Source organism: Nonomuraea helvata (genome assembly GCF_039535785.1).
GTDB lineage: Bacteria > Actinomycetota > Actinomycetes > Streptosporangiales > Streptosporangiaceae > Nonomuraea > Nonomuraea helvata.
Genome location: NZ_BAAAXV010000011.1, coordinates 66326 through 91727 on the forward strand (window position 1 = coordinate 66326; position 25402 = coordinate 91727).

The window sequence follows — 25402 nt, forward strand, 5'->3', positions numbered from 1 at the left end:
GGCTGTGATCCCCTTTGACGCGGTTCTGTCTGATCTCGATGGAGTGCTCCGCCACTTCGACCACGCGGCCCAGGCGGACATCGAGGCCCGTTACGGCCTCCCGCTCATGAAGACGGCCCTCGACCCCGAGCTGATCATGCCTCCCACGCTCGGCCAGGTCACCGAGGACGAGTGGTTCGAGTCCATCGTGGCCGCGCTGGGCGGCGACGAGCGCGCCCGCCAGGCGGTCACCGAGTTCGCGCAGATCCGGTGCTGGGTGGACGAGGAGGTCAGGGCGCTGCTGGCCAAGGTGCAGCAGCACGTGCCGGTGGTGATCGTGACCAACGCCATGGACCGGCTGGAGGAGCAGCTCGACCAGCTGGGGCTCACGTACTTCGCGGACGACGTGGTGAGCAGCGCGAAAGTGGGCGTGGCCAAGCCCGATCGCCGGATCTACGAGATCGCGGCCGAGCGGGCCGGTGCCGCCCCCGAGCGCTGCCTGTTCGTGGACGACCGGCTGCACAACGTGGAGGCGGCCAGGGCGCTCGGCATGACGGGCGTCCACTACCGGACGTACCAGGACCTGGCGGCCGTACTGACCTACTGACGGGCCCTGCCGGTGGACATGTCGAAGAAGGCCCGCTCCAACTCGACCGCGCGGCGGAACACGTGGAGCACCTCCGTCCGCCGCTGCCCGTCCAGCTCCGCGCCCAGGCGGTCGAGTTCGCCACGCAGGAAGGCCACCCACGCGCGGAACTCCGCGCCCTCGTGCAGTTCGATCCACTCGCGGTGCACGAACCTCTCAGGAAGCGGCTCCCCGGCCCGCGACGCCCATCCCAGGTAGGACCACTCGGCCACGCAGAGCACGGCCACGATCAGCAGATAGTCCTGCGACGCCCGCACCTCGTCCATGAGCCGCCTGAACGCCGCCGTCACCGGCTCCAGCGGCACCTCGGTCCGCCCGCCCAGCTCGGCCAGCGCCCGGTGGAAGTACGTCTTCTCCTCGGTGGTGGCGACCTGCCCGAGGAACCTCCCGTACGGCACCCGCGCCTCGAACGTGTCGGCACTCGCCACGGCCGCCCCGAGCAAGGCCGTGAACGAGTCCACGAACTGGAAGTCCTGCTCCAGGTAGCGCCGCATGTCCTCATCGGCCGCCGCGCCCGTCGTGATCGCCATGGCGAACGGATGCGTCACCACCGCCGTCCACTCGGGCTCGCACTGCTCCCTGAGCCACTCGCTGAAGGTCGCTCCGCTCACACTCCGACCGTACCGAAGTCTTGTCACCGAGGATGACCGCCGCCCCCAGCCTCAAGTCGGCGAGCTGCGCATCCCGCCAGGCTGGGGGCGACGGCGAGCGAGCGCCGGTCAGTACCCGCCGTACGGGTTCTGGGAGGACGGCGAGCTGCTGGGCGCGCTCGACTGGTGGCCCGACGGGTGGTTCGTCGGGGTGCCCGACGGCGTGCCGGTGGACGTCGGCTTGGTGCCCTGCGGGGCGATGATGCCGATCAGGCCGTGCTTGGTGCCGTCGATCCCTGCGGAGAACCACAGGGAGTTCTCGCCGCCGGTGGCGGCCGTCCCGGGCTCCAGGTCCCAGAGGCCGGGCAGCACGATCGGCTTGCCGTCGGAGGTGCGCAACGCGCCCAGGTGCCGCGAGTGCTTGTACACGTGTACGGTGCCGTCACCGAAGTTGCCGACCAGCAGCGCGCCGGAGTACTGACCCCAGCCCTTCGGCGCCGCGGTGATCCCCCAGGGGGCGTTGAGCCCGACTCGGGAGATGCGGCCGGTGACGCGTCCGCCGGCGTTGAAACGGCTCACGAAGCCCTTGCCGGTGCCGAAGATCGGCTTGCCGGTGGACTCGTCACGCAGGGCATAGGCCACCCAGATGCTGCCGTTGGCGACCGCCACGTTGTAGGCCTTGTACGTCCGGGGGACGCCCGGGTCCCTGAACTGCCAGCTCTTCAGGTGGATGGGCTGGAAGTCATCGTCGAAGGCGTGGATGCGCCCACTGGCGAAGTCGGCGGCCAGCAGGAAGGCGCTGTCGTCGGTCTCGACGAGCTCCAGCCCCTTGTAGTCGGCGCCGCGCGTGAAGGCCGCGATGATCGCGTTGGCCGGGTCGACCTCCGCGTTCCAGCCGCTGATGGCGCCGCTCGGGCTGGAGAAGATGAACGTGGCGGGCTTGCCCTTGACGGTGAAGCCCTCGCCCGGGTTGAACACCTGGCCCGTCGGGGCTCCGCCCGGGATGGCCACCTCGGTCTGCTCCTTCTTGCCCGTGCCGGAGTAGACGGTGGCGCTGCCGGTGCCGGTGTTCGAGACCCACAAAGTCTTGCCCATGGCCAGGCCCCACGGGTTGACGACCTTGGGGTCGGTAACAGGGGCTTTGCCCTTGATATCCGACACAAGGTTGATGACGTCGAAACGGTTCCTGGTGGTGGCGTGTGCGGGAGTGGTGAGAGTCGCTCCCAGAACGACCGCAACAGCGCAGAGTGTGATGATGCGTGGCCGCATCCGGTGCCTCCTAGTTAGCGCTTGTGACGCGAGATACGCGGAGGCGTGTGAGACAGGTTCACTCCTTCTGGAAATATCAGGCCGGGAATTTTTCCCGTCCTGAAGGGCAGAAGGGATTGGCATGAACGTGTTGGGCATTGACATCGGCGGCTCGGGAATCAAGGGCGCGCCCGTCGACATCGAGGCAGGCGAGCTGGTCGAGGAGCGTTTGCGCATCCCCACGCCCCAGCCGTCCAAGCCCGATGAGGTCGCCGAGGCGGTAGAGACGATCATCAAGCATTTCGGCTGGAACGGTCCCGTCGGGGTCACGTTCCCCGGCGTGGTCAAGGACGGCGTCGTGCTGACGGCCGCCAATGTGGACCACTCGTGGATCGGCGTCGACGCGGCGAAGCTTTTCGGCGGGGCCACGGTGCTGAACGACGCCGACGCGGCCGGCGTGGCCGAGATGACCTTCGGGCGCGGGCGGGGGAAGCAGGGCACCGTCCTCATGCTGACGTTCGGCACGGGGATCGGGAGCGCGCTGTTCACCGACGGGACGCTCGTGCGCAACACGGAACTCGGGCATCTGGAGCTCCACGGCAAGGACGCCGAGCACCGGGCGTCGGCGCGGGCGCGGGAGGAGCACGACCTCAGCTGGGAGAAGTGGGCCGAGCGGGTGGAGGAGTACCTCCGGCACGTGGAGATGCTGCTGTCGCCCTCGCTGATCGTCATCGGCGGAGGTGCGAGCAAGAAGGCCGACAAGTTCCTGCCGCACGTCCACATCGACACGCCCGTGGTGCCCGCCGCCCTCCAGAACGAGGCCGGCATCATCGGCGCCGCCCTGGCCACGTTGGGCGCCTCCCGCTGACCTGCTCAGTCCGTGCGGGGCCGGCTGGGAGCCACCCACTCGAAGTCCTTGGCCGCGTCCGGCAGGGTGTCGCCGCGGTCAGCACCCTGTCGGCGGCGTTGGCCAGCCACCTCAGGTAGAGGCGGCCCTGGACGGCGCCCAGCGGCGACAGCGCCATGACCGTGAGCCCGTACACGGAGGCGGCGGCGATCACCAAGGAGAGCGTCGCCATCGCGCCTTTGAAGAGCCGGAAGGCGCTGGCCACCCCTTCCAGGACGTCCCCCATCTTGGCGAAAGAGTCCCGCGTGGCCTCGGTGCCGGTGTCCGGCCCGCCGACGCGGTGCGACGGAAGCGGCGGCCTATGGGGGTGGCCGCCCGCCTCGGCGTGCTCACGACTCGGCGGGCCGAGCGGCCGATAGGCCGCGGCGTCGATGCTCGGCCGCCTTGGCCATGTCGCGGCCGAGAAGCTGGAAGAACCGGCTCGTCGTGTCGAGCCGGGCGCCGGCGGGAGTGGCGGCGCCGAAGACGCTGACTCCCTCCTGGGCGGTGCCCGCCCACATCTGGATGGACCGCGCGCTCGCCGACCACGCCCGATACCAGACGTCGTCGTACACGATGTAGCGCTCGCGCCGGCCTTCGCGTTCGCGCTTGACCAGGCCGAGGCGTTCGAGATAGCCGACGGCCTTGGAGATCGACGCCGGGCTGACGCGCAGCCGCTGGACCAGCTCGGCCGCCGTCAGGCCGCCGGTGTCACTGGTGAACAGGTTGACGAGCACCTTCGCCATCATCGGCGGGAGCCCGGTCTGGACCATCATCGCCATGAACCGGTGCTCGAAGGCGCGTACCGCCTCCGGATCGCGGCCGTAAGGGGTGTCGGCGGCGATCGGCTCGGCCGGGGGCTGCTGATCGCCGAGCGCGGCTACCAGGTGATCATGCAGAACTGCCGGGGCACCTTCGGGTCGGGCGGGGAGTACCGGCCGTTCCGCGACGAACGCGAGGACGGGCTGGCCACGCTGGAGTGGCTGGCCGATCAGCCGTGGTTCAGCGGCAAGGTGGCGATGTTCGGCCTGAGCTACCACGGGTACGCGCAGCTCGCCGCCGGGCCGGGCGCGCCCGGGTTCGTCGGGGCGCTGGTGCCGCAGATGGCGGCATCCCGCGTGTACGGCGTGCAACACGGGCCGGCCCTGTGCCTCCAGGGCGTGCTCACCTGGGTCTACCAGCAGTACGTCCAGCACTTCGAGGAGTCGTTCTTCGGAAAGATGCGGGTGACGGCCCGCCGCACGGGGTCGTTGGACAAGGGGTTCGCACACCTGCCGGCCGGCGAGGCGGATCGGGTGATCGCCGGGCGGACCGTTCCCCACTTTCAGGAGATCCTGCGGAACGAGAGTCCCCAGGACGAGTTCTGGGCCGCGATGGACCACGCGAAGCGGGTGCCGGACATCCAGGCGCCCGTGCATCTGGTGGGAGGCTGGTACGACTTCTTCCTGGCCGACCAGCTCGCCGACTACCAGGCACTGCGAGAGGTGGGCAGGAACCCGTACCTCACCGTCGGGCCGTGGCCGCACGCCTCGCTGGACGGCCTCAAGGCCGGGTTCCAAGAGAGCCTCGCCTGGTACGACGCTCATCTGCGGGGCAACCCCGACGCGCTGCGGCCCTCCCCGGTGCGGGTGTGCGTGATGGGCGTCGACGAATGGGTCGACCTGCCATCGTGGCCGCCACCCGCGACGCCGGTCCGCTGGTATCTGCGGGCGGGCGGCGGGCTCTCGCGCGACCACGCCGATGCCGCCGAGGCGCCTTCGCGTTACCGCTACGATCCGGCCGACCCCACGCCCAGCGTCGGCGGGGCGGTGGTGCTCGGCGGCGGGCCCAAGGACAACCGCAGGCTCGAGACGCGGGCGGACGTGTTGATCTTCACCAGCGCGCCGATGAAGCGCCGCACCACCGTCATGGGAACGGTATCGGCAGTGCTGTACGTGCGTTCGTCCCTGGAACACACGGACTTCTTCGCCCGCCTGTGCGACGTGGCGCCCAACGGGAAGTCGATCAACATCTGCGACGGCATCGTCCGGCTCACGCCGGGATCGCCGGTGGACCAGGACGGCGTCCACCGCGTCACGGTGTCCCTGTCTCCCACCGCCCACTGCTTCCGCGCCGGTCACCGGATCCGGCTTCAGGTGTCCAGCGGGGCCCATCCTATGCACAACCGCAACCTGGGGACGGGAGAGCCGATCGCGACCGCGACAGCGATCCGGGTGGCTGACCAGGAGGTGCTCCACGACGAAGGCCACCCCTCGGCCGTCGTCCTTCCCGTCTCCTGAAAGCCTCCGGACGTTCGACCCGATATTCGGATGCGCGTCACCGACACGGTCGGGCAGCATGGGCGGTTGGCTCCGGGGAAGCCGGGCTCAAATATCCTGAAAGCAGTATGGGAACGCCTTCGTTGTCCTCTCCACTGGCCGAGCTCCACTCCCGCCTGCCCGAGCTCATGCCGCGCGACCAGCGGCGGCTGCAGCGCAGGCTTGACGGCATGCGCCGGGTGCGCTCCCGCGACGCCCGCGACAAGATCGTCGCGGAGATCCTCGCCGACGTCGAGCGGGCCGAGCAGCGCCTCGTCCGGCGCCGCGAAGCCGTTCCGGTGGTGACATATCCAGAAAACCTGCCGGTCTCCCAGCGCAAGGACGACATCCTGGCGGCCATCCGCGACCATCAGGTCGTGATCATCGCGGGCGAGACGGGCTCCGGCAAGACCACCCAGATCCCCAAGATCTGCCTGGAGCTCGGCCGCGGCGTGCGCGGGCTCATCGGCCACACCCAGCCCCGCCGCATCGCCGCCCGTACGGTCGCCGAGCGCATCGCCGAGGAGCTCGGCACCGGCCTCGGCGAGGTGGTCGGCTACAAGGTCCGCTTCACCGACCAGGCGAGCGACCGCACGCTGGTCAAGCTGATGACCGATGGCATCCTGCTGGCCGAGCTGCAGAACGACCGCATGCTCGACCAGTACGACACGCTGATCATCGACGAGGCCCACGAGCGCAGCCTCAACATCGACTTCATCCTCGGCTACCTCAAACAGCTCCTGCCCAAGCGGCCCGACCTCAAGGTCGTCATCACCAGCGCCACGATCGACCCCGAGCGGTTCTCGCGCCACTTCGACGACGCGCCGATCGTCGAGGTCTCCGGCCGCACGTACCCGGTCGAGGTGCGCTACCGGCCGCTCGACGAGGACGACGACCAGACCCAGGGCATCGTGAACGCGTGCAAGGAGCTGATCGGGGAGGGCCCCGGCGACATCCTCGTCTTCCTGTCGGGTGAGCGGGAGATCCGCGACGCCGCCGACGCGCTCGGCAAGGCCGAGTTCCGCAACACCGAGATCCTCCCGCTCTACGCCCGCCTGAGCGCCGCCGAGCAGCACCGCGTCTTCCAGAGTCACACCGGCCGCCGCGTCGTGCTGGCCACCAACGTGGCGGAGACGTCGCTCACGGTCCCCGGCATCAAGTACGTCGTGGACCCCGGCTACGCGCGCATCTCCCGCTACAGCCACCGCACCAAGGTGCAGCGGCTGCCCATCGAGCCCATCTCGCAGGCCAGCGCCAACCAGCGCAAGGGCCGCTCGGGCCGCACCTCCGACGGCATCTGCATCAGGCTGTACGAGGAGGAGGACTTCCTCAACCGGCCCGAGTTCACCGACCCCGAGATCCTGCGCACCAACCTGGCCTCGGTCATCCTGCAGATGACCTCGATCGGGCTGGGCGACATCGAGGCGTTCCCGTTCGTGGAGCCGCCGGACCGCCGCCAGGTCAAGGACGGCGTCAACCTGCTGCACGAGCTGGGCGCGTTCGACGGCCACGGCAAGCTCACCGGCACCGGCCGCAAGCTGGCCGGCCTGCCCGTCGACCCGCGCCTGGGCCGCATGGTGCTGGAGGCCGAGAAGAACGGGTGCCTGCGCGAGGTCATGGTGATCGCCGCGGCCCTGTCCATCCAGGACCCGCGCGAGCGCCCGTCCGACAAGCAGCAGCAGGCCGACGAGAAGCACCGGCGCTTCGCCGACCCCGAGTCCGACTTCATGGCCTACCTCAACCTGTGGAACTACCTGCGCGACAAGCAGAAGGAGCTGTCGTCCAGCGCGTTCAGGAGGCTGTGCAAGGCGGAGTTCCTCAACTACCTGCGGGTCCGCGAGTGGCAGGACATCTACAGCCAGCTCCGCCAGTCGCTCGGCGCGCAGCCCAACAGCCAGCCGGCGCAGCCGTACCACGTGCACGTCTCCCTGCTGGTCGGGCTGCTGTCGCACATCGGCGTCAAGGACGTCATCGACAAGCAGCAGCGCGGGCAGGACGGTCGCAGGCCGATGCAGGAATATCTCGGGGCCCGCAACGCCCGCTTCGCCATCTTCCCCGGCTCCGCGCTGGCCAAGAAGCAGCCGCAGTGGGTCATGTCGGCCGAGCTGGTCGAGACCTCCCGGCTCTGGGCGCGGGTCAACGCCAAGATCGAGCCCGACTGGGTCGAGCCCCTTGCCCAGCACCTGGTCAAACGGACCTACTCCGAGCCGCACTGGGAGAAGAACCAGGGCGCGGTGATCGCCCTGGAGAAGGTCACCCTGTACGGGGTGCCGCTCGTGGTGGGCCGCAAGGTCAACTACGGCCGCATCGACCCCGACCTGTCGCGGGAGCTGTTCATCAGGCACGGGCTGGTCGAGGGCGACTGGGACACCCACCACCGCTTCCTCAAGGACAACCGCAGGCTGCTCGACGAGGTCGAGGAGCTGGAGAACAGGGCGCGCCGCCGCGACATCATGGTGGACGACGAGGCGCTGTTCGACTTCTACGACCAGCGGGTGCCCGCCGACGTGGTCTCGGCCCGCCACTTCGACTCGTGGTGGAAGAAGGCCAGGCAGGAGACCCCCGACCTGCTCACGTTCTCGCCGGACATGCTGGTCAACGAGGGCGCCGACGTCAGCGCCCGCGACTATCCCGACACGTGGAAGCAGCTCGGCCAGCGGATGAAGCTGACCTACCAGTTCGAGCCCGGCGCGGACGCCGACGGCGTGACCGTCCACGTGCCGCTCCAGGTGCTCAACCAGGTCAGCTCCGACGGCTTCGACTGGCAGATCCCCGGCCTGCGCGAGGAGCTGATCACCGCGCTGATCCGCTCCCTGCCGAAGGCCCTGCGCCGCAACTTCGTCCCCGCCCCCAACTACGCCAAGCAGGTGCTGGCCGGGGTCAAGCAGGGCGGCGAGCCGCTGCTGGCCGCCGTGGAGCGCGAGTTGCTGCGGCTCACCGGCGTACGCGTGCCGCACGACGCCTGGCAGCTCGACCAGGTGCCCGACCACCTGCGCATCACGTACCGGGTGATCGACGAGCGCAGGCGCACGGTGGCCGAGGACAAGGACCTCGACGCGCTGAAACGCCGCCTCGCCCCGCGCCTGCGGCAGACGCTCTCGCAGGCGGGCGACGACCTGGAGCAGACGGGCCTGCACACGTGGAGCTTCGGGACGCTGCAGAAGGTGTTCGAGCAGGGCCGGATGAAGGGCTATCCGGCGCTGGTGGACGCGGGCGACTCGGTCTCGATCAAGATCTACGAGACGGAGGCCGAGCAGCGCCGCTCCCACTGGCCCGGCGTGCGCCGCCTGCTCCTCCTGAACGTCACCAACCCGGCCAAGTCGCTGCTCGGCGGCCTGTCCAACCAGGCCAAGCTGGCGCTGTCACGCAGCCCGCACGGCGGGGCGGTGGCGCTGTTCGACGACGTGGTGAACGCGGCGGTGGACAAGCTGATGCTCGACGCCGGGGGCCCGGTGTGGGACCCGGTGGGCTTCGACCGCCTCTACCAGCACGTACGGGCGAACCTCTACGACACGGCGGCCGACGTGCTGTCGAAGGTGGAGCAGATCCTGAGCGTGTGGCACGAGGCCGGGGCCCGGCTCGACGCCCTGCGGCCCGGCGCGGCCACGGACGACATCCGCGACCAGCTCGGCAAGCTCGTCTACCGGGGCTTCGTCACGGCCACGGGCTACCGCCGCCTTTCCGACCTTCTCCGATATATCCGGGCAATCGACCGCCGCCTTGCCAAGCTCCCGGAGGAGCCCTGGCGGGACCAGGAGTGGATGGACCGGGTGCACAAGGTCGAGGACGACTATCACGACGTGCTGCAGAAGCTTCCCCCGGCGCGGAGAGGGGATGCGGACGTGGTGGAGATCCGGTGGATGATCGAGGAGCTGAGGGTGAGCTTCTTCGCCCAGACCTTGGGGACGCCTACGCCGGTGTCGGAGAAGCGCATCGCCAAGGCGATGGAGAAGCTCACACCGTGAAGATCGAGGTGTCGAGCTCGAAGTCGATGGGCGCGGGCAGCTTGATCGGCGTGCCCATGAGCGTCGTGTTTCGCACCTGGTAGGCGCCGTGCTTGATCTCGCTGAACACGGTCACGGCCGGCTCGTCGGCGAGCGGATCGATCAGCAGGTAGACCGGCACCCGGCCCAGGGCGTAGAGGCGCACCTTCTCCTTGCGGTCGATGTCCACACTGCTGGGCGAGACCACCTCTGCGGCCATGATCACTCCAGGCGACAGCAGCTCGTTACCCCATCGTTTACAGTCGGGCGACCACATAACGTAGTCGGGTTGGACCGAGTCCCGGGGCCCATCGATGCAGATGTGCGGACCATACGCTCCGTGCCAGCCGCGCTCCCCGCGCAACGGACGCAGAGCGTAGGCCAGTTCGTCGCTTGTCAAGAAATGCTCAGGGGTGCCCGACGGGCTCATGATCAGCTTCCCTTCGATGACCTCAACCCGGAAGCCGGGGAGGGGGGGTAGGACATCGAACATCTCGCGAGCGGTCTGCGGTAGATGCGGAAAGCTCGCGTAGGTGGATTCCGTCTGGTGCTTCTCTTCCATCATGGCGACCATGGAATCTTTCCCTTCGTATTCGAACGGACACGCTAAGTATTCCATCACACGCGCCCTCACGCCACACGAATCGGCCGCCCCGGAGGACGGCCGATTCACGTGCCAGTCACGCCGGGACAGCGCTCACGTCCCGCTCGTAGAAGCGGTGTCCGGCCACCGCCGTAGCGAACTTCTCCGCGATGCCGTCCCCCATCACCACCCCCACGTCGTTGGGCAGCCGCGCGGCCTCGAGCAGCTCCCGCCCGGACCCCACCGCGCCGATGGCCTTGCCGTGCTTGAACGCCTCCTTGACGAAGAACTGCGCCCGCCCCACCGGCGCCAGCGCGGCGCCGTCCGCGGCCACCACCGCGTCGTAGATGACGGAGTTCGCCGCGCTGAGCTGGCGGTCCACCGGGATGCCGGCGACGGTGCCCTCCGCCGGTGCGACCACCTCGCAGATGGCGCCCTTGGCCTCCAGGGACTCGCGCAGGGCCGTGACCTCGCCGGCGTCCGTCCCGTCCGCCATGAGAATCGCGATCTTGCGGGTGGCGACGCTCTGCGGCTGGCCGGTCATGCTGAGCGCGGGTGAGGCGTTCGAGTGGACCTGGGCCATCGGCGGCTCGGGGAGGCCCAGCCCCGCCGCCACCTGCGCGGCCAGGTCCGGGTGGATCTGGCCGAGGTGCCGGACCATGCCCTCCTTGATGTGCGGGCGCTCCACGTGTCCCAGCTCGAACAGGAACGCGGCGACGATGTGCTGCTTCTCCCAGTCGGCCATGCTGTTCCAGAACAGGGTGGCCTGGCTGTAATGGTCGTCGAAGCTGGGGCTGCGCTTGCGGATCTTGGCGCCGTCCACCCGCTCCTGGTAGTGCCGGTAGCCGTCGGCCGCCGCGGGGTGGCCGCCGCTGATGGAGTTCGGCGCGTAGCTCGTGCGCGACTCGTGGATCATGTGCTGGTGGAAGCCGTCGCGCTGGTCGTTGCGCACCTCGTTCACCGGCCGGTTGATCGGGATCTGCGGGAAGTTCGGCCCGCCCAGGCGCAGCAGCTGGGTGTCGAGGTACGAGAAGTTCCTGGCCTGCAGCAGCGGGTCGTTGGAGAAGTCGATGCCGGGCACCACGTTGGCGGTGTGGAAGGCCACCTGCTCGGTCTCGGCGAAGAAGTTCTGCGGGTTGCGGTTGAGCGTCATCCTCCCGATGGGCCGCAGCGGCACCTGCTCCTCCGGGATGATCTTCGTGGGATCGAGCAGGTCGAAGTCGAAGTCGTGCTCCCGCGACTCCGGCACGAGCTGCACGCACAGCTCGTACTCGGGGTAGGCGCCGCGCTCGATGGCCTCCCACAGGTCCCGGCGGTTGAAGTCGGGGTCGTTGCCCTGGATGCGCAGCACCTCGTCCCACACCAGCGAGTACGTCCCCAGCACCGGCCGCCAGTGCCACTTGACGAACGTCCCCTGCCCCAAGGCGTTCACCAGCCGGAACGTGTGCACGCCGAACCCCTGCATGGTCCGGAAGCTGCGCGGGATCGCCCGGTCGGACATCAGCCACATGACCATGTGCAGCGACTCCGGCTGCAGCTGGATGAAGTCCCAGAACGTGTCGTGCGCCGACTGCGCCTGCGGGATCTCGTTGTGCGGCTCCGGCTTGACCGCGTGCACGAAGTCGGGGAACTTGATGCCGTCCTGGATGAAGAAGACCGGGAAGTTGTTGCCGACGAGGTCGAAGTTCCCCTGCGAGGTGTAGAACTTCGTGGCGAACCCGCGCACGTCACGCACGGTGTCGGCCGAGCCGCGCGAGCCGGCCACGGTCGAGAAGCGGACGAATGTCGGCGTCGGCTTCGACGTGTCGTTCAGGAAGGCCGCCGTGGTCAGGTCGCCGAGCGGCTCGTAGAGCTGGAAGATCCCGTACGCGCCGGCGCCCCTGGCGTGCACCACGCGCTCGGGGATGCGCTCGTGGTCGAAGCGCGTGAGCTTCTCCCGGAAGTGGAAGTCCTCCATGAGCGTCGGCCCGCGCTCGCCGGCCCGCAGCGAGTCGTCCGTGTGGTCGACCCCGACGCCTTGGTCCGTGGTCATGGTGAGGTCGTCCGCCGGGACGCGGTGGGCGTCGAGCTGGCGGTCCTTCGTGTCGCGCTCTGATGGCATGAGAAAATCCCCCTTTGTAGGTGTTTGTCAGGCTTTACACCAGTGCCCCTATGGGCAGGTCGAAACAGGGGGATCGATGATCAAGGCTGTGGTGTTCGACGTCGGGGAGACGCTGATCAGTGAGGAGCGGATCTGGGCACGCTGGGCCGAGCGGCTGGGCGTGAGCGGGTTCGTGCTGATGGGCGCGCTCGGCGGGATGGCCGCGCTGGATCGTCCCCACGGCGACGCCTTCGAGCTCATCCGGCCCGGCTTCGACCTCCTCGCGGAGGAGGCCGCATGGGAGCGCGACGACCCCCACGGCCTGCGCAGCGGCTTCGACGCCGACGACCTCTATCCCGACGTGCGCGACGCGCTGGCCGCCATCCGCGCCGCCGGCCACCAGGTGATCATCGCGGGCAACCAGCCGAGCCGCGCCTACGACGCGCTGGTCGCCATGGACCTGCCCGCCGACTCCGTGCACACTTCCGAGGGATGGGGCGTCTCCAAGCCGGCCCCCGGTTTCTTCGCCAAGGTGGCGGCTGTCGCGGGGCGGGAGCCCGCCGAGATCCTCTACGTCGGCGACCGGCTGGACAACGACGTGCTGCCCGCCGCCGCGGCGGGCATGCGCACCGCGCTGCTGCGCCGCGGGCCGTGGGGATACCTGCACGCCGAGCGCCCGCAGGCGGAGGCCGCCGACGCGATCGTCGACGGCCTGCACGCACTGCTGCCCGTGCTCGAACGCCTCGCGTGAGGCGGCCACGGGCCTGACGCCCGCGCCGGGACCTCTCACGGAAGGTTCTCGTCGGGGTCGATGCGGATGGCACGCTCTTCCGCCGACAGGTCGTTGCCGTCGTCGTCGCCCCAGTCCGAGGCGATCTCCTCGCTCTCGGTGTCGGGCTCCAGCCCCTCGTCCGGCTGCGTCAGCCGGTGCTTGGGCCGGGGCTCGTGGAGCCGGTCCCTGGCCTCCCGGCGCAGGCGTTCGTCGAGCGTGTCTCTGTGCTGGGGGTCGTCCTCGACGACTTCGTGGTAGAAGCCGAGGTCGTCGGTCCACTCCTCGACCTCGATCTCCTGTTCGTCGCTGAGGCCGAACCGGTCCGGAGGTTTTTCGGTCATACGCGCCCCCTACCCAGCGATGAGCCCGAAATCCTCCTATGTGGAGTGCCGTAGCGCCTCGGCCAACTCCTTCTTGTCCATGTGGGATCGGCCGGGGATGTCGGCCTTCTTGGCCTTCTCGTACAGCTCGGCCTTGCTGGCCCCCTCGCGCGAGCCGGCCGGGGCCGCCTGCTTGGGGACGCCGAGCGCCTTGAGCTCCTCCGCCCTGCGCTCCTTGAACGCCTTGCCGAGCTCCTTCAGCTGCTTCTCGCCGACCGACTTCGCGAGGGTGGGCAGGATCTTGCTCTCTTCTTCCTTGACGTGGTGCGTGACGGACTCGACCAGCTGATCGAGCGTCTTGCGGAACTCCGGCGTGCCGGGCCTGGCCCGTACGAGCGCGTCGAGGAGGATCTCGGCCTCTTTGTGCTCCTCGACGCTGTGGTGGGCGTCGATGAGCGGATAGACCCGGTCCTCCTCGGCCCGCGAGTGGGCGACCAGGAGGGCGTGCAACTCCGCCACGGTGGCCGACGGGTCGCCTTCCTGCTTCTTGAGCCGCTCGAAGAGCCTCTCCACGGTCCGGTGGTCACTGGTGATCAGAGTGATGACGTCGGTTGCCATGGTGGCCACTGCTACCCAGGTGAACAGCGGCCAATCAAGGGGGAAGCCGGTCAGGCGTTCTCCAGGCGCGGGCGCAGCCGTACGGCCTGCCTGAAGGTCCGGCCGGTCAGGCGGGCCAGCCCGGCGGCGGCCAGGAGCGCGGCCGCCACGCAGGACACGCCGCCGATCTCCAGCGCGATCCGCGGTCCGAGCCCGTCGCTGAGCCAGCCGAGCAGCGGCCCGCCGAGCGCGCCCGATCCCGCGCTGACGATGGACAGTGCCGCGATGACCCGGCCGCGCATGGGCTCGGGGCTGTCGAGCTGGGCGCGCGCCGAGACGGTGGTGTCGAGGGCCACCGCGCCGGCCGCGATCGGCAGCAGCACGGCCCCGAACGTCCACAGCTCCGGCATCAGGCCGCTCACCGCCTGCGCCACCCCGGTCGCGAACGCCGTGATCAGCAGCAGCCGGATCGTCAGGTGGGGCCTGGCGGCGACCAGGAAGCCGCCGAGCACGGTGCCGACGGCGAAGACCGTGGACAGCAGGCCGTACCCGCCGGCGCCCGCCTCCAGCGGGCCGGCGCTCATGGCGGCCATGGTGACCTGATAGTTGCGCCCCACGCTGCCCGACACGAACCAGAGCGCCAGCACGACCAGCAGCCACGGGGTACGCAGCACGTACCCCAGGCCCTCGCGCACGGAGCCGCGCTGCCGCTCGGCGGGCGCGAGCCGGTGGAACTCCTCACGGCGCATGGCCAGCACCGCCGCGACCACCGCGAAGAAGCTGGCGGCGTTGATCACGAACAGCCCCTCGTTCCCCGTGAACGGCAGCAGCACGCCCGCCAGGCTCATGCCCATGATGCGGCCCGCGGAGCTGAGGATCGAGCCGAGCGCCATCGCGTTCGGCAGGTCGGCGGGCGGCACCACCTGCGCGCCGAACCGCCCGAGAGCGGGGCCGCCCAGCGCGGTGATCACGCCGCCGGCCAGCGCGACCCCGTAGATCGGCAGCACCGACCCGACGCCGCTCATCGTGATCAGCGCCAGTACGGCGGCGAGCGCGGCCTGCGCGAGCTGCGCCGCGATCACGACGGGGCGGCTCGGCAGGCGGTCGGCCAGCGCGCCGCCCCACATGCCCAGCAGCAGCGTCGGCAGCGCCTGCATGACGAGGCTCAGCCCGACGCTGGTCGCCGAGCCCGTCAGCGTCAGGATGAGCCAGTTGACACCGAGCACCTGCATCCAGGTGCCGGTGACGGAGACGAGGTCAGCTCCCGCCCAGAGCCGGTAGTTGTGGTGCCGGAGAGCCCTGAACGTGGAGGAAGAGAGAGACAAAACGGGTCCTAGCCTTGAAGATTCACCGGGGGGTCAAACACGGTGATCTCAGAGGCGGATTCCGGTCTGACCGGAATGTGAGGCAAGACACGTCTAATTGATGTTTAAACAAGCTCGAGCGGTTCGTCCCGACTCACCAGCGCCGCGTAGTGGCCGCCGCGCGCCATCAGCTCGTCGTGGGTGCCGCGCTCGACGATCTTCCCGTCGTCCAGCACGGCGATCTGGTCCGCGTCGCGGACGGTGGACAGCCGGTGCGCGATCATGATCGTGGTACGGCCCTGCGCCAGGCTGTCGAGCGCCTCCTGCACGGCCCGCTCGGTCTGGGTGTCCAGCGCGCTGGTGGCCTCGTCGAGGACCAGCACCGGCGGGTTGCGCAGCAGCGTGCGCGCGATGGCCAGGCGCTGCTTCTCGCCGCCCGAGAACCGGTAGCCGCGCTCGCCCACCAGGGTGTCGTAGCCGTCGGGCAGCGAGGCGATGTGGTCGTGGATGCGCGCCGCCCGCGCCGCCGCCTCCAGCTCCTCGTCGGTGGCCGACGGCCTGGCGAAGCGGAGGTTGTCCGCGATCGAGGCGTGGAACAGGTACGTCTCCTGCGACACGACGCCGACCGCCTCGCTCAGCGTCTCGAACGTCAGCTCCCGCACGTCCACCCCGTCGATCGTGACCCGGCCGCCGGTGACGTCGTAGAGCCTGGGCAGCAGGTAGCTGAGTGTGGTCTTGCCCGATCCGGTCTCGCCCACGATGGCCAGGCTGGAGCCGGGAGGGACCGTGAGCTCCACGCCGGTGAGCGTGGGGGCCTCGCCGTACGAGAAGTCGACGTCCTCGAAGCGGACCTCGCCGCGCACGTCGCGCAGCTCCCGCGTGCCGGGGTGGATGTCGACCGGCAGGTCGAGGTACTCGAAGATCCGCGCGAACAGCGCCAGCGAGGTCTGCACGTCCACGCCCAGCCGCAGCAGCGACACCATCGGCCGGAACAGGCTGGTCTGCAACGTCGTGAACGCCACCAGCGTGCCGACCGAGATCGCGCCCGTGTAGCCGACGGCCCAGTAGATCAGCGCGGGCATCGCGGCCATGACGAGCTGGATCGACGACTGCCGCCAGCGTCCGGCCATGCTCACCCGCACGCCGACGTCGGCCAGCTCGCCGGAGGCCCGCCCGAAGCCCTCGGTCAGCTCGCCGGAGCGGCCCATGGTGCGGCCCAGCAGGATGCCGCTGATCGACAGCGACTCCTGGACCATGGACGCGATGCCGGCCAGCTTGCGCTGCTGCTCGGCGGTGATGCGCTTGCGTTCGCGGCCGACGTTGCGGCTGATCCACACGAACACCGGCATCAGCAGCAGCGAGATCACCGTCAGCCGCCACTCGAGCGCGACCATGGCGACGATGGTGGCGATCACCGTGGTGAGGTTGGAGACGAGGGAGGCGGCGGTCGTGGTGACGACCGACTGCATGCCGCCGATGTCGTTGGCGATGCGCGACTGCACCTCGCCGGTCCTGGTGCGGGTGAAGAACGCCAGCGACATGCGCTGCAGGTGACCGTAGACGGCGAGGCGCAGGTCGTGCATCACGCGCTGGCCCACGGTGGTGGAGATCAGTGTCTGCAGCACGTCGAACACGTTGGTGGTGACCGCCACCGCGATCATGCCCAGGGCCAGCAGTGTGAGCAGGCCGGCGTCCCTGGCCGGGATCGCCACGTCCAGCACCTCGCGCAGCAGGAACGGCGAGGCCAGCGCCACCAGGGACGACAGGAGGATGAGGACGCCCACCAGGGCCAGGCGGCCACGGTAGGGGCGGAACAGTTTGATGATGCGCCCGAGAGGCGCGCGTGGTTCCTCCGCCAAGTGGGGCCTCCTTTCAGATGTCCACTCAAACAGAGGTTAACTCATATTTGTTCCGGCTAAACTTCGGGAGTATGGAAGAGACGGAGCTCGCCGAGCTCTTGCACCTGGTGGGGCGGCGGTTGCGGCACGGGTACATCCAGCGGCTGGGGCCGCTCGGGCTCAACCCCGGCCAGGCGCGCGCCCTGCGTGCGCTCGCCGACGCCGCGCAGCCGCTGCGCATGGTGCAGCTGGCCGACCACCTGCGGATCGTGCCACGCTCGCTCACGCCGGTGGTGGACGCCCTGGAGTCGGCGGGGCTCGTACGCCGGGAGGTCGATCCCGCCAGCCGCCGCTCCACGCTGCTGCTGATCACCCCGGAGGGCCGCCGCCTCGCCGCCCGCGCCCGCGACGCCCGCCGCGAGGAGGGGCAGGAGCTCTTCGCCGTGCTGTCGGAGGAGCAACGCGACCAGCTCCGGAACCTGCTGAGTTTGGTGGAGGAGCAATTCCGCTGACCCGCGCCGGGGGTTCCGGACGCTCCCGCCCGGCGTTCCTGCGCACGCCCAACACGGGGCCGGCGCGTTTCGGGGCGCGGCGTGGCGACGCGACGGGTGGGCGCGGGTGTGCCGAGACGCCGTGAGAGGGGCGGGGGTTCAGGCGGCGGGCGGGGTGATGACGGTGCCGCCGAGGACCGTGCCGAGCCAGGGTGGCTGGGCCACAAGAGCCGAGTACGGGTATCGGCCGCGGGCGTCGAAGACGGCGAAGTCGGCCCGGGTGCCGGGCGCCAGTGATCCGATCCGCCCCTCGCCCCGGTCCATCCCCAGCGCGCGAGCCCCGCCCAGCGTGGCCGCCTCCACCAGCTTGCCGTCCAGCCCCCGGGAAATGCGCAGCCCGAGCTCACGGGCGTTCCGCTTGATCGCCCCCGCGACCCCGAGCACGCCGCCGGGACCGGGGTGGGGGCCGGTGGCGAGGGCGAACGGGTTGCCCTCGTCGAGGAGCGCCGGCACGTCGGCCCCAGGCGAAGGGCCGGCCGGGTGGACGGCCACCACGGTCCGGCGCAGCCGCAGCAGCTTGCGCTCCCCGGGGTCCAGGGGCCGGGCGCAGGCGACGTGGCAGAGCCGCCCCAGCACCCCCGCCTCGTCCAGGGCCGCGGGGGAGTGCCGGTCCAGATCCGCCAGCAGTCGCAGCCCGAACGTCCTGGCCAGCACCGCCACGTCCTCCAGCACCTGCGGATCCGGCGTGTGCGCCGCGATCCCCACCGTGCACGGCCGCTCGACCTCGCGAATGGTCGTGATCAGGGCGTTCCGCCCGTACGCCTCCCACTCCTCCTCGCTCCGGCTGGTCACCTCGACGTACGAGATGCCGGGAACCCCGACGGGATCGGCCAGGTCGGACATCACGCCGGCCCGAGCGGTCACGCCGGCGGCGGGGGCGGCGCCGCAGGCGTCCACCAGTCCGGCCACGATCATCCCCGTCCACCGCACTTCGGTGGCGCGCCGGAAGGACGAGAGCACCGAGGCCCGCGTGCCGACCTTGACCACTCGGTCACCCCTGACCGCCACCGCACCGTCACGGATCGGATCGGTGCAGACAGGAAGGACGAGCGGGGCGGAATGGACGACGACGGGCGCAGGCGCGCGCCTGCCCAGAGCCGGGCCGGCGCGCATCGCAGACGGCATGAGATCTCCCGTCGGACTTCTCTTCAGGGCATTAAACGTGAGCCAGGACAAGTACGCAATCAGGACGAACAAGGCAATTTCCCGGTACGGATAAGTCACGACAGGGCGCTCATTTCACAGCACCTGATCGTTGATCTCCTTCAATAACGTCTATACCGTCAATCCGTGATTGTCCCGAAGAAGCTGTTGAAGGGGGTGCTGGCGGCCATCGTGCTGATCCCGGTGAGCCTCATGGCGACCCCCGCTTCCGCAGCACCCCCCACAGACCCCGAGTATCCGTGGCGGCAGAACCACTGGCCGCAAACGCAGCCCTGGCAGCTCGACGCACCCGCCGACGCCCAGGCCCTGCGCACCCGCCCGCCCGGCGGCATCAAGCCCATCGACCCGCAGAACTGGGCGAACCCCGACAGCATGACGTGGGCGGACTACAAGCAGCCGCCCGGCACCAAGTGGAACGACCCGGCCGTCAAGGGGTCGAAGCGCACGTTCAAGGGCGCCCTCGTGCTGCTCGACTACCCGAACCAGCCGTTCGTGGTCACGCAGCCCAAGGGCTCGACCATCTACGCGAACCCGAGCGCCGAGGCCCACGACATCCCGCGCGACCAGGTGGCCAGGTTCTACCAGGACTTCCTCAACACCCCGAACGCCCTCAACAAGGGGCACACGATCCACGAGTACTGGATGGAGGACTCAGGCGGCAGGTACGGGGTGGAGCTGACCGGGTTCGGGCCCTACACGCTGTCGGGCAAGGACCACGAGTACGCGATGGAGTTCCAGGGGGGCACCGGCTGCCCGTCCGGCGACAACTGCACCAAGAACCTGCGTACCGAGGGCAACGCCGCCTGGATCTCCGCCGTCGGCGAGGAGACGGCCAAGCAGTTCGACTTCGTCTTCTACCTGAGCGCCGGCCAGGACGAGTCGTCCACCTGGCAGGAGTTCGGGATGATGAAGTTCCCGACCAAGGAGGACGTGCCGGACGAGTGGGGCCCGCCGGACCCGGCGCTGCCCAACTGGGTGGCCACCCGCTACGTCGACTGGACCTCCTGGCAGGCCGGCTCCAACTTCTGGCCGAACGCCCGCTTCGGCATCGACTCGGTGCAGGCCGAGAGCTCCGGCATGGCCGTCTACGCCCACGAGCTGAGCCACATCATGGGCATCGCCGACAACTACAACAATCCGTACGGCGTACCGCCCAAACGGGCGTACACCGGCGTCTGGGAGATGCTGAGCCGCGGCAGCTTCAACGGCCCGGGCGGCCCGCACTCCCGCTGGCTGATCCCGCCGACGGCCGGCGCGTCCATGGGCGCCCAGCACATGCTCCGCAACAAGATCAAGCTGGAGATGGTGGACGAGCAGAACGTCTTACGCCTGTCGCGCGCGGCGCTCGACGAGTCGGGCCTGGTCACCGCCAGGGTCCTGGCCCGCGTGGCCCAGCCGGGCAAGAACGAGCTGGCCGGCGTCAACATCTCGTTCGACACCGACGGCGACAAGAGCTCGTGCGACAAGGCCGACCCGCTCTGCGACGGCGGCGGCTACGACAACTACACGGTCGAGGTGGTCGACCGCATGGGCACCGACTCGTTCACCCCTGACTCCGGCGTCCTGCTGGCCAAGACCAAGAACCAGGACAAGGCCCCGTTCGAGTGGGTGATCGACGCGAACCCGCAGGACATCAACATGACCGACTACGTCATGCCCGACGGGACCAGGGTGCCGATCACGATCGGCGACTACCGCCAGCTCGCCGACGCCCTCTTCCACGCCGGCACCGACTCCGGCAGCGAGTACGAGTACGTCGACCAGGCCAACCGCCTGCACTTCTACATCACCGACGTCAAGCGCGACCGCGACGGCCTCCTCTCCTACACGGTCGCCATCCGCTCCCTCGACGGCGCGGGCCCGCAGAAGCGCGGCGTCAAGGTGCTCCCGGCGGCCGGCCTGCCGACCGGCAAGGGCATCTCCAGCTGCAAGTTCCCGCTGTTCAACACCGGGAGGTCCGCGCCGGCGCAGGGTCAGCACCCGGAGGACGTCAGCGCCTACCTCAACTCCGACGTCTACCGCCTCAAGGCTGAGGTCCAGGGCAAGGGCTGGACCGCCCAGCTCCCGAACGCGCTGGCCTCCGTCGCGTTCGGCAAGGAGGATCTGGTCACCGTGAACGCCGTGCGCGCGTCCGGCGGCGACCGGCTGGCCAGGGTCAAGCTCACCGCCACCTCGGAGAGCGACCCCAGCAAGACGGCGACGGCCACCTGTCATGTGATCGGCTAGTGGATGAACGATGGGGTACGGCTGGCGCAAGCCGTACCCCATCGGTTTGAATCACCCCAGGGGGTGTTCGTTGACAGGCGAGCTGCCGGACAAGCCGAAACCACGACGGAGAAGGGTACGGTGGGCCGCGCCGGTCTCCGCGGGACTGGCGGCCGCCGCGGCGAGTGTGCTGACGGCGTCCATGGAGTGGGAGATCCCGGCGGGGGCCAAGATCGCCGTCACCGGGGCGGCGGCCGCCCTCGTGGGGCTAACCACCTGGGCCACCACCGAGCCGCGCGGGCCCAAGCGCCCGGCGCTGCCCGGCCCCGCCTCGCTCTCGCCCGACCAGTGGCCGCCCGTCCCCGAGCACTTCACCGGGCGCGCGGAGTCGCTCGCCGAGTTACGCGAGGTCTTCACCGAGCGCAGGAAGTCCTCGGACCTGTCGCCGCCCCTCGTGGTCTCGGTGTACGGCCGGGGCGGCGTCGGCAAGTCGGCGCTGATGACCAGGTTCGGGCAGGAGGTGGCCGGCTGGTTCCCCGACGGCAGGCTCTACGCCGACCTGCGCGGCGGCGTGGACGCCCCGGTCCGCCCGGACGAGGTGCTGATGGGGTTTCTGCGCGCGCTGGACGTGCGCCTGACCACCGACCCCGGCGGCCTCGACGAGTTACGCAAGCTCTGGCTGACCTGGACCAAGGGCCGCAGGATCCTCGTCGGCCTGGACAACGCCCACGACGCCGACCAGGTCAAAGCGCTGATCCCGGCCGAGCCCGGGTGTGCGGTGCTGGTCACGTCGCGTGCGCCGCTGTTCCTGAACGGCACCCATGACACGCGGCTCGCCGTGTTCAGCGAGGCGCACGGCGTGGAACTGCTGGCCCGGCTGGCCGGCGGCGCCAGGGTCGTCGAGGACCTCGACGCCGCCAAGGAGGTCGTGCGGATGTGCGACTACCTGCCGCTGGCGATCAACATCTGCGGCGCCCGGCTGGCCACCCGCGAGCAGTGGACCATGCGCGAGATGGCGGGGCGCCTGGCCGACACCCGCCGCCGCCTCGACCAGCTCGAAGTGGCCCCGACGGTCGACAAGAGCGTGCGCGCCTCCGTACAGCTGAGCTACGACGACTGCACGGGGATGCAGCGCCGCCTGCTGCGCCTGCTCAGCGCGCTCACCGCGCCGGACGTGCCCGGATGGGTGGCCGGCGAGCTCCTCGACATCTCCGGGCTCGACGGCGCCGACCAGCTCGAGGCCCTCATCGACGCCCAGCTCGCCGAGTGCTCGGGCACCGACCAGACCGGCGCGATGCGTTACCGCCTGCACGACCTGGTCAGGGTGTTCGCCGCGGAGCTGGCCGAGCAGGACGAGGCAGGACGGCGCAGGGCCGCCGTCGAACGCGTGCTCTACGGCTACCGCCGCCGCGCCGAGGAGGCCGCGCAGGACCGCTGGCCGCAGGACTGGAGCCGTGGCGGCCGCCGCGCCACGCCCGACGGGCAGGTACGGGCCGCCGACTGGCTCAACGCCGAGCGGCTGTCGCTGATCGCCATGATCCACCTGGCCCGCCAGCTCGAGCTGTGGGAGCTGACGTGGGGGCTGACCAGGGCGTTCTGCTCGCTGTGCCACTCGCTGCGCGCGTACTGGACCGACTGGGTGGCCGTGGCGGAGATCGGCTGCGAGGCCGCCGCGCAGAGCGGCGACCGGCGCGCGCTGGCCATCGCGCTGCTCGACAGCGCCTCCGTGCACGGCGGCCTGGGCCTGCGCGAGCGGGCGCTGGAGGAGGCGGAACAGGCGCTGGAGGCGTTCGCCGGACTGGGGGAGTCGTGGTGGGCGGCCAGGGCCATGCGCACGATCGGGATGACGCTGTTCAGCGACGGCCACCTGGACCGGGCGCAGGATTACCTCATCGGGGCCATCACCGCGTTCAAGGGCGAGGACGACCTGTGGTGGATGGCCCGCACCCAGCGCAACCTGGCCGAGATGCGCATGGCGGAACGCCGTCCGGACGAGGCCAGGGAGCTGCTGGAGGACGCCCTGGAAATCTTCAAACGGGAGGGCAACCGCTACTCGGAGGCCCAGACGCTGCGCGTCTACGGCGAGGTGCTGGCCGCGCAGGCGCGCGCCGAGCACGGGGACGGCGACCACCGGCTGGCCGTCAACCTGTTCACCAGGGCCGGGTTCAGCCTCGACCGGGCCGCAGAGATGTTCAAGCAGCGCGGTGAGCTGTGGGAGGAGGCGCGCTGCCTGCGGGCCGCCGGAGAGGTGGGCGATCCGGACAACGGGCTGCGCGAGCTCGAGTACGTACGGCGGGCCGATCAGATCCTCGCTGCGCTGGGCGACTCGTGGGGGGTGGCCAGGACCGCCGTGTCGGCCGGTCGGGCGCTGGCGAGGCTGGGACGGACCCAGGAGTCGGAACGGGAGCTGCGGCGGGCCGTGCGGGGGTTCGAGGAGCTCGAGGACCGGTGGTGGATGGCCAGGAGCCTGCGTTACCTCGGCGAGGCGCATCTGGACGCGGGAAGCAGCGGGGCCGCGGTGGAGCCGCTGGAGCAGGCCAGGGAGATCTACCGCAGCCTCGGCAACGAGGCCGGCATGCGCCGTACCCTGGAGCTGCTGAGACGCGCCGCGCGCTGATCCTTCAGGTGAGCGGGCTCCTGATCAGCTCGCCCGCCGCCTGCCTCGCCTGGAGGATGCTCTCCTCGAACAGCTTGCGCACGTGCGCCGCCTGATCGGCCAGCTCCCTGATGCGCTGGTGGGCCAGGTCGTCCCGCACGGTGTCGGCGATCAGCTGCTGGTACTCGGGGGTCTTGGCGGCCAGCGCCTCGAGCCGCCGGTGCGCGTGGTAGACCCGGTCCGCCTTGATCACCTGCTTGGCGTACTTCTCCAGGTGGCGTACGCGCCGCGACAGCGACGTCCAGGCGGCGTCCAGCGCGCTGGAGTAGGGCTTGAACGCGTCCTCCAGGCCCGGCGGCAGCTCGCGGGGGACGAGCTTGCCGTGCTCGGAGTGCATGGACGACAGCCGCCGCAGCCGCTGGGCGATCTGCCAGATCTCCTCGGGCAGCGACACCTGGTTCTCGATGCTGTCGATCAGGCCGTCCTTGTGGACGCGGGAGGCCATGATCGCGTCGACCGCGTTCTGGGCCCTGCGCAGCAGCATCTGGCAGGGGTAGTCCAGGTCCTCCGGGATGACGTAGTAGTTGGCATGGACCTGGGCCAGGCTGAGTTTCCGCCGAGTCGAGCGATAGGTGCTGTCCATCGCCATCCAGCGGATCAGGACGATCAGGCCGACTCCCATGCCCGCGATCAGTAGACCCTCCATTCCGGTCATCAGGCCGAGCATCGCCAGGAAGCCGGGGAGGATGAAGAGGACGGCGGGGTTCTTCGTGGTGTCCATGCGTGCACCCGATCGGGCCTTGCGGAGGATGTGCGGGGTCGACCGCAGCTCGACCGAGATCTCCGGGGGCAGCGATGGATCGATCACCAGCCGTGGAGGCAGAGCTCGTGGATCCATACGTTCATGCTGCGTTATGAACCTCGAATTCGCTCATATTTGGCGGACATATAGGGTCGCAATAATGGATGAGATGACGAGGTGGATAGACCTGGAAGGCGCGGTCAACGCGCGTGACCTGGGCGGACTGCCCACTCGCGACGGCGGCCGCACCCGTCGCGGGCGGATCTTCCGTGCCGACAATCTGCAGGGCCTCTCGCCCGCCGACGTGACGCTGCTGGTCAACGAGCTGAACCTGCGGCATGTCGTGGACCTCCGCTCGAACGCCGAGGTCTCTTTGGAGGGCCCCGGCCCGCTCACCCATGTGCCCGAGGTGCGGCACCACCATCTGACGTTGTTCGCGGAGGGCGGCACGTACACCGACGTCGAGGCGGACACCATCGACGGCGACCGGGTGCTGCCCTGGGCCGAGCGCGGCCTGGACGAGGAACTGCGGGTGACCGGCTTCTACTTCGGCTACCTGCGCGACCGTCCGGACGCCGTGGTCGCGGCGCTGCGCGCGATGTCGCTGGACGACGGGGCGGCGCTGGTGCACTGCGCCGCCGGCAAGGACCGCACCGGCGTGCTGGTGGCGCTGGCCCTTGAGGTCGCCGGGGCGACCCGGGAGGCGATCGTCGAGGACTACGAGGCCACGGGTGAGCGGCTGGAGCTGATCCTCAAGCGGCTGCGGGGCAGCGAGACGTACCGGGGCGACCTGGACTCGCGCCCGGCCGACGACCACATGCCTCGGGCGCGGTACATCGAGCAGTTCCTCGGGGTGCTCGACGACCGGTTCGGCGGGCCGATGGGGTGGCTGACGCGCCACGGCTGGACCGACGCCGACACGACCGTGCTGCGCGCCCGCCTGCGCGACTGACGCCGGCGG

The 25402-nt window shown here is 70.0% G+C and carries 20 protein-coding genes; 9 read left to right on the forward strand and 11 right to left on the reverse strand.

Annotated features, from left to right (window positions below; genetic code table 11):
• Nucleotides 1-4 precede the first annotated feature (4 nt).
• Nucleotides 5-586, forward strand: coding sequence for an HAD family hydrolase (locus ABD830_RS48265; protein ID WP_345002330.1), 582 nt, complete (start codon nucleotides 5-7; stop codon nucleotides 584-586).
• On the opposite strand, the gene ABD830_RS48270 is transcribed toward ABD830_RS48265, so the two are convergent.
• On the reverse strand, nucleotides 580-1236 hold the full coding sequence (locus tag ABD830_RS48270) for a TenA family protein (RefSeq protein WP_345002331.1): 657 nt from the start codon (nucleotides 1234-1236) through the stop codon (nucleotides 580-582). The genes ABD830_RS48265 and ABD830_RS48270 overlap by 7 nt on opposite strands.
• A 108-nt stretch (nucleotides 1237-1344) precedes the next feature.
• Nucleotides 1345-2484 carry a TIGR03118 family protein gene (locus ABD830_RS48275; RefSeq protein ID WP_345002332.1) on the reverse strand — a complete coding sequence of 380 codons (1140 nt, stop codon included), beginning with the start codon at nucleotides 2482-2484 and terminating at the stop codon, nucleotides 1345-1347.
• A gap of 121 nt (nucleotides 2485-2605) precedes the next feature.
• Between ABD830_RS48275 and ppgK the strand changes: the two genes are divergently transcribed.
• Nucleotides 2606-3331, forward strand: a complete 726-nt coding sequence (ppgK, locus tag ABD830_RS48280) for a polyphosphate--glucose phosphotransferase (RefSeq protein WP_345002333.1) — start codon at nucleotides 2606-2608, stop codon at nucleotides 3329-3331.
• A 368-nt stretch (nucleotides 3332-3699) separates the two neighbouring features.
• Here the strand turns inward: ppgK and ABD830_RS48285 are convergent, their stop codons facing one another.
• Complete coding sequence (locus ABD830_RS48285; protein WP_345002334.1) at nucleotides 3700-4131, reverse strand: GbsR/MarR family transcriptional regulator; 432 nt, start codon at nucleotides 4129-4131, stop codon at nucleotides 3700-3702.
• A 6-nt stretch (nucleotides 4132-4137) separates the two neighbouring features.
• Between ABD830_RS48285 and ABD830_RS48290 the strand changes: the two genes are divergently transcribed.
• Nucleotides 4138-5628 (forward strand): CocE/NonD family hydrolase, encoded by a 1491-nt coding sequence (locus ABD830_RS48290; RefSeq protein WP_345002335.1) that lies wholly within the window; start codon nucleotides 4138-4140, stop codon nucleotides 5626-5628.
• Nucleotides 5629-5735: 107 nt separating this feature from the next.
• Nucleotides 5736-9611 carry an ATP-dependent RNA helicase HrpA gene (hrpA, locus tag ABD830_RS48295; protein ID WP_345002336.1) on the forward strand — a complete coding sequence of 1292 codons (3876 nt, stop codon included), beginning with the start codon at nucleotides 5736-5738 and terminating at the stop codon, nucleotides 9609-9611.
• Here hrpA and ABD830_RS48300 read toward each other — a convergent pair.
• Together ABD830_RS48300 and ABD830_RS48305 are read right to left on the reverse strand one after the other, a co-directional pair.
• Nucleotides 9601-10203, reverse strand: coding sequence for a Uma2 family endonuclease (locus tag ABD830_RS48300; RefSeq protein ID WP_345002337.1), 603 nt, complete (start codon nucleotides 10201-10203; stop codon nucleotides 9601-9603). The two genes, hrpA and ABD830_RS48300, sit on opposite strands and share 11 nt — an antisense overlap.
• A 106-nt stretch (nucleotides 10204-10309) precedes the next feature.
• Complete coding sequence (locus ABD830_RS48305; RefSeq protein ID WP_345002338.1) at nucleotides 10310-12313, reverse strand: catalase; 2004 nt, start codon at nucleotides 12311-12313, stop codon at nucleotides 10310-10312.
• A 76-nt stretch (nucleotides 12314-12389) separates the two neighbouring features.
• Between ABD830_RS48305 and ABD830_RS48310 the strand changes: the two genes are divergently transcribed.
• Complete coding sequence (locus tag ABD830_RS48310) at nucleotides 12390-13043, forward strand: HAD family hydrolase (protein ID WP_345002339.1); 654 nt, start codon at nucleotides 12390-12392, stop codon at nucleotides 13041-13043.
• Nucleotides 13044-13078: 35 nt separating this feature from the next.
• Here the strand turns inward: ABD830_RS48310 and ABD830_RS48315 are convergent, their stop codons facing one another.
• The 4 genes from ABD830_RS48315 to ABD830_RS48330 form a co-directional block, all read right to left on the reverse strand.
• A complete protein-coding gene (locus tag ABD830_RS48315; protein ID WP_345002340.1) occupies nucleotides 13079-13405 on the reverse strand; it encodes a DUF5709 domain-containing protein in 327 nt (108 codons plus the stop codon).
• A 36-nt stretch (nucleotides 13406-13441) separates the two neighbouring features.
• The gene (locus ABD830_RS48320; RefSeq protein ID WP_345002341.1) at nucleotides 13442-14002 is read right to left on the reverse strand and encodes a hemerythrin domain-containing protein; all 561 of its coding nucleotides are present in this window, start codon (nucleotides 14000-14002) and stop codon (nucleotides 13442-13444) included.
• Between the two features lie 50 nt (nucleotides 14003-14052).
• Complete coding sequence (locus tag ABD830_RS48325; RefSeq protein ID WP_345002342.1) at nucleotides 14053-15306, reverse strand: MFS transporter; 1254 nt, start codon at nucleotides 15304-15306, stop codon at nucleotides 14053-14055.
• Between the two features lie 104 nt (nucleotides 15307-15410).
• Nucleotides 15411-17144, reverse strand: coding sequence for an ABC transporter ATP-binding protein (locus ABD830_RS48330; RefSeq protein ID WP_345002343.1), 1734 nt, complete (start codon nucleotides 17142-17144; stop codon nucleotides 15411-15413).
• Between the two features lie 71 nt (nucleotides 17145-17215).
• On the opposite strand from ABD830_RS48330, the gene ABD830_RS48335 reads away from it, so the two are divergent.
• Nucleotides 17216-17635: a MarR family winged helix-turn-helix transcriptional regulator gene (locus ABD830_RS48335; protein ID WP_345002344.1), complete on the forward strand. Its 420-nt coding sequence runs from the start codon at nucleotides 17216-17218 to the stop codon at nucleotides 17633-17635.
• Between the two features lie 138 nt (nucleotides 17636-17773).
• On the opposite strand, the gene ABD830_RS48340 is transcribed toward ABD830_RS48335, so the two are convergent.
• Nucleotides 17774-18799 (reverse strand): amidohydrolase family protein, encoded by a 1026-nt coding sequence (locus ABD830_RS48340; RefSeq protein ID WP_345002345.1) that lies wholly within the window; start codon nucleotides 18797-18799, stop codon nucleotides 17774-17776.
• A 165-nt stretch (nucleotides 18800-18964) separates the two neighbouring features.
• Between ABD830_RS48340 and ABD830_RS48345 the strand changes: the two genes are divergently transcribed.
• Together ABD830_RS48345 and ABD830_RS48350 are read left to right on the forward strand one after the other, a co-directional pair.
• The gene (locus ABD830_RS48345; RefSeq protein ID WP_345002346.1) at nucleotides 18965-21064 is read left to right on the forward strand and encodes a M6 family metalloprotease domain-containing protein; all 2100 of its coding nucleotides are present in this window, start codon (nucleotides 18965-18967) and stop codon (nucleotides 21062-21064) included.
• Nucleotides 21065-21134: 70 nt separating this feature from the next.
• Nucleotides 21135-23660, forward strand: coding sequence for an ATP-binding protein (locus ABD830_RS48350; RefSeq protein WP_345002347.1), 2526 nt, complete (start codon nucleotides 21135-21137; stop codon nucleotides 23658-23660).
• 4 nt (nucleotides 23661-23664) lie between these two features.
• Here ABD830_RS48350 and ABD830_RS48355 read toward each other — a convergent pair whose 3' ends face one another.
• On the reverse strand, nucleotides 23665-24537 hold the full coding sequence (locus ABD830_RS48355) for a hypothetical protein (protein WP_345002348.1): 873 nt from the start codon (nucleotides 24535-24537) through the stop codon (nucleotides 23665-23667).
• Nucleotides 24538-24610: 73 nt separating this feature from the next.
• On the opposite strand from ABD830_RS48355, the gene ABD830_RS48360 reads away from it, so the two are divergent.
• Nucleotides 24611-25393, forward strand: coding sequence for a tyrosine-protein phosphatase (locus ABD830_RS48360; protein WP_345002349.1), 783 nt, complete (start codon nucleotides 24611-24613; stop codon nucleotides 25391-25393).
• Nucleotides 25394-25402: the final 9 nt, after the last annotated feature.

Bases quoted from the DNA above. Each gene is read 5' to 3' on its own strand.
- ABD830_RS48275 (WP_345002332.1), bottom strand. From the start codon at position 2,484: ATGCGGCCACGCATCATCACACTCTGCGCTGTTGCGGTCGTTCTGGGA.
- ppgK (WP_345002333.1), top strand. From the start codon at position 2,606: ATGAACGTGTTGGGCATTGACATCGGCGGCTCGGGAATCAAGGGCGCG.
- ABD830_RS48285 (WP_345002334.1), bottom strand. From the start codon at position 4,131: ATGGCGATGATGGTCCAGACCGGGCTCCCGCCGATGATGGCGAAGGTG.
- hrpA (WP_345002336.1), top strand. From the start codon at position 5,736: ATGGGAACGCCTTCGTTGTCCTCTCCACTGGCCGAGCTCCACTCCCGC.
- ABD830_RS48300 (WP_345002337.1), bottom strand. From the start codon at position 10,203: ATGGTCGCCATGATGGAAGAGAAGCACCAGACGGAATCCACCTACGCG.
- ABD830_RS48305 (WP_345002338.1), bottom strand. From the start codon at position 12,313: ATGCCATCAGAGCGCGACACGAAGGACCGCCAGCTCGACGCCCACCGC.
- ABD830_RS48310 (WP_345002339.1), top strand. From the start codon at position 12,390: ATGATCAAGGCTGTGGTGTTCGACGTCGGGGAGACGCTGATCAGTGAG.
- ABD830_RS48315 (WP_345002340.1), bottom strand. From the start codon at position 13,405: ATGACCGAAAAACCTCCGGACCGGTTCGGCCTCAGCGACGAACAGGAG.
- ABD830_RS48320 (WP_345002341.1), bottom strand. From the start codon at position 14,002: ATGGCAACCGACGTCATCACTCTGATCACCAGTGACCACCGGACCGTG.
- ABD830_RS48335 (WP_345002344.1), top strand. From the start codon at position 17,216: ATGGAAGAGACGGAGCTCGCCGAGCTCTTGCACCTGGTGGGGCGGCGG.
- ABD830_RS48340 (WP_345002345.1), bottom strand. From the start codon at position 18,799: ATGCCGTCTGCGATGCGCGCCGGCCCGGCTCTGGGCAGGCGCGCGCCT.
- ABD830_RS48355 (WP_345002348.1), bottom strand. From the start codon at position 24,537: ATGGATCCACGAGCTCTGCCTCCACGGCTGGTGATCGATCCATCGCTG.
- ABD830_RS48360 (WP_345002349.1), top strand. From the start codon at position 24,611: ATGACGAGGTGGATAGACCTGGAAGGCGCGGTCAACGCGCGTGACCTG.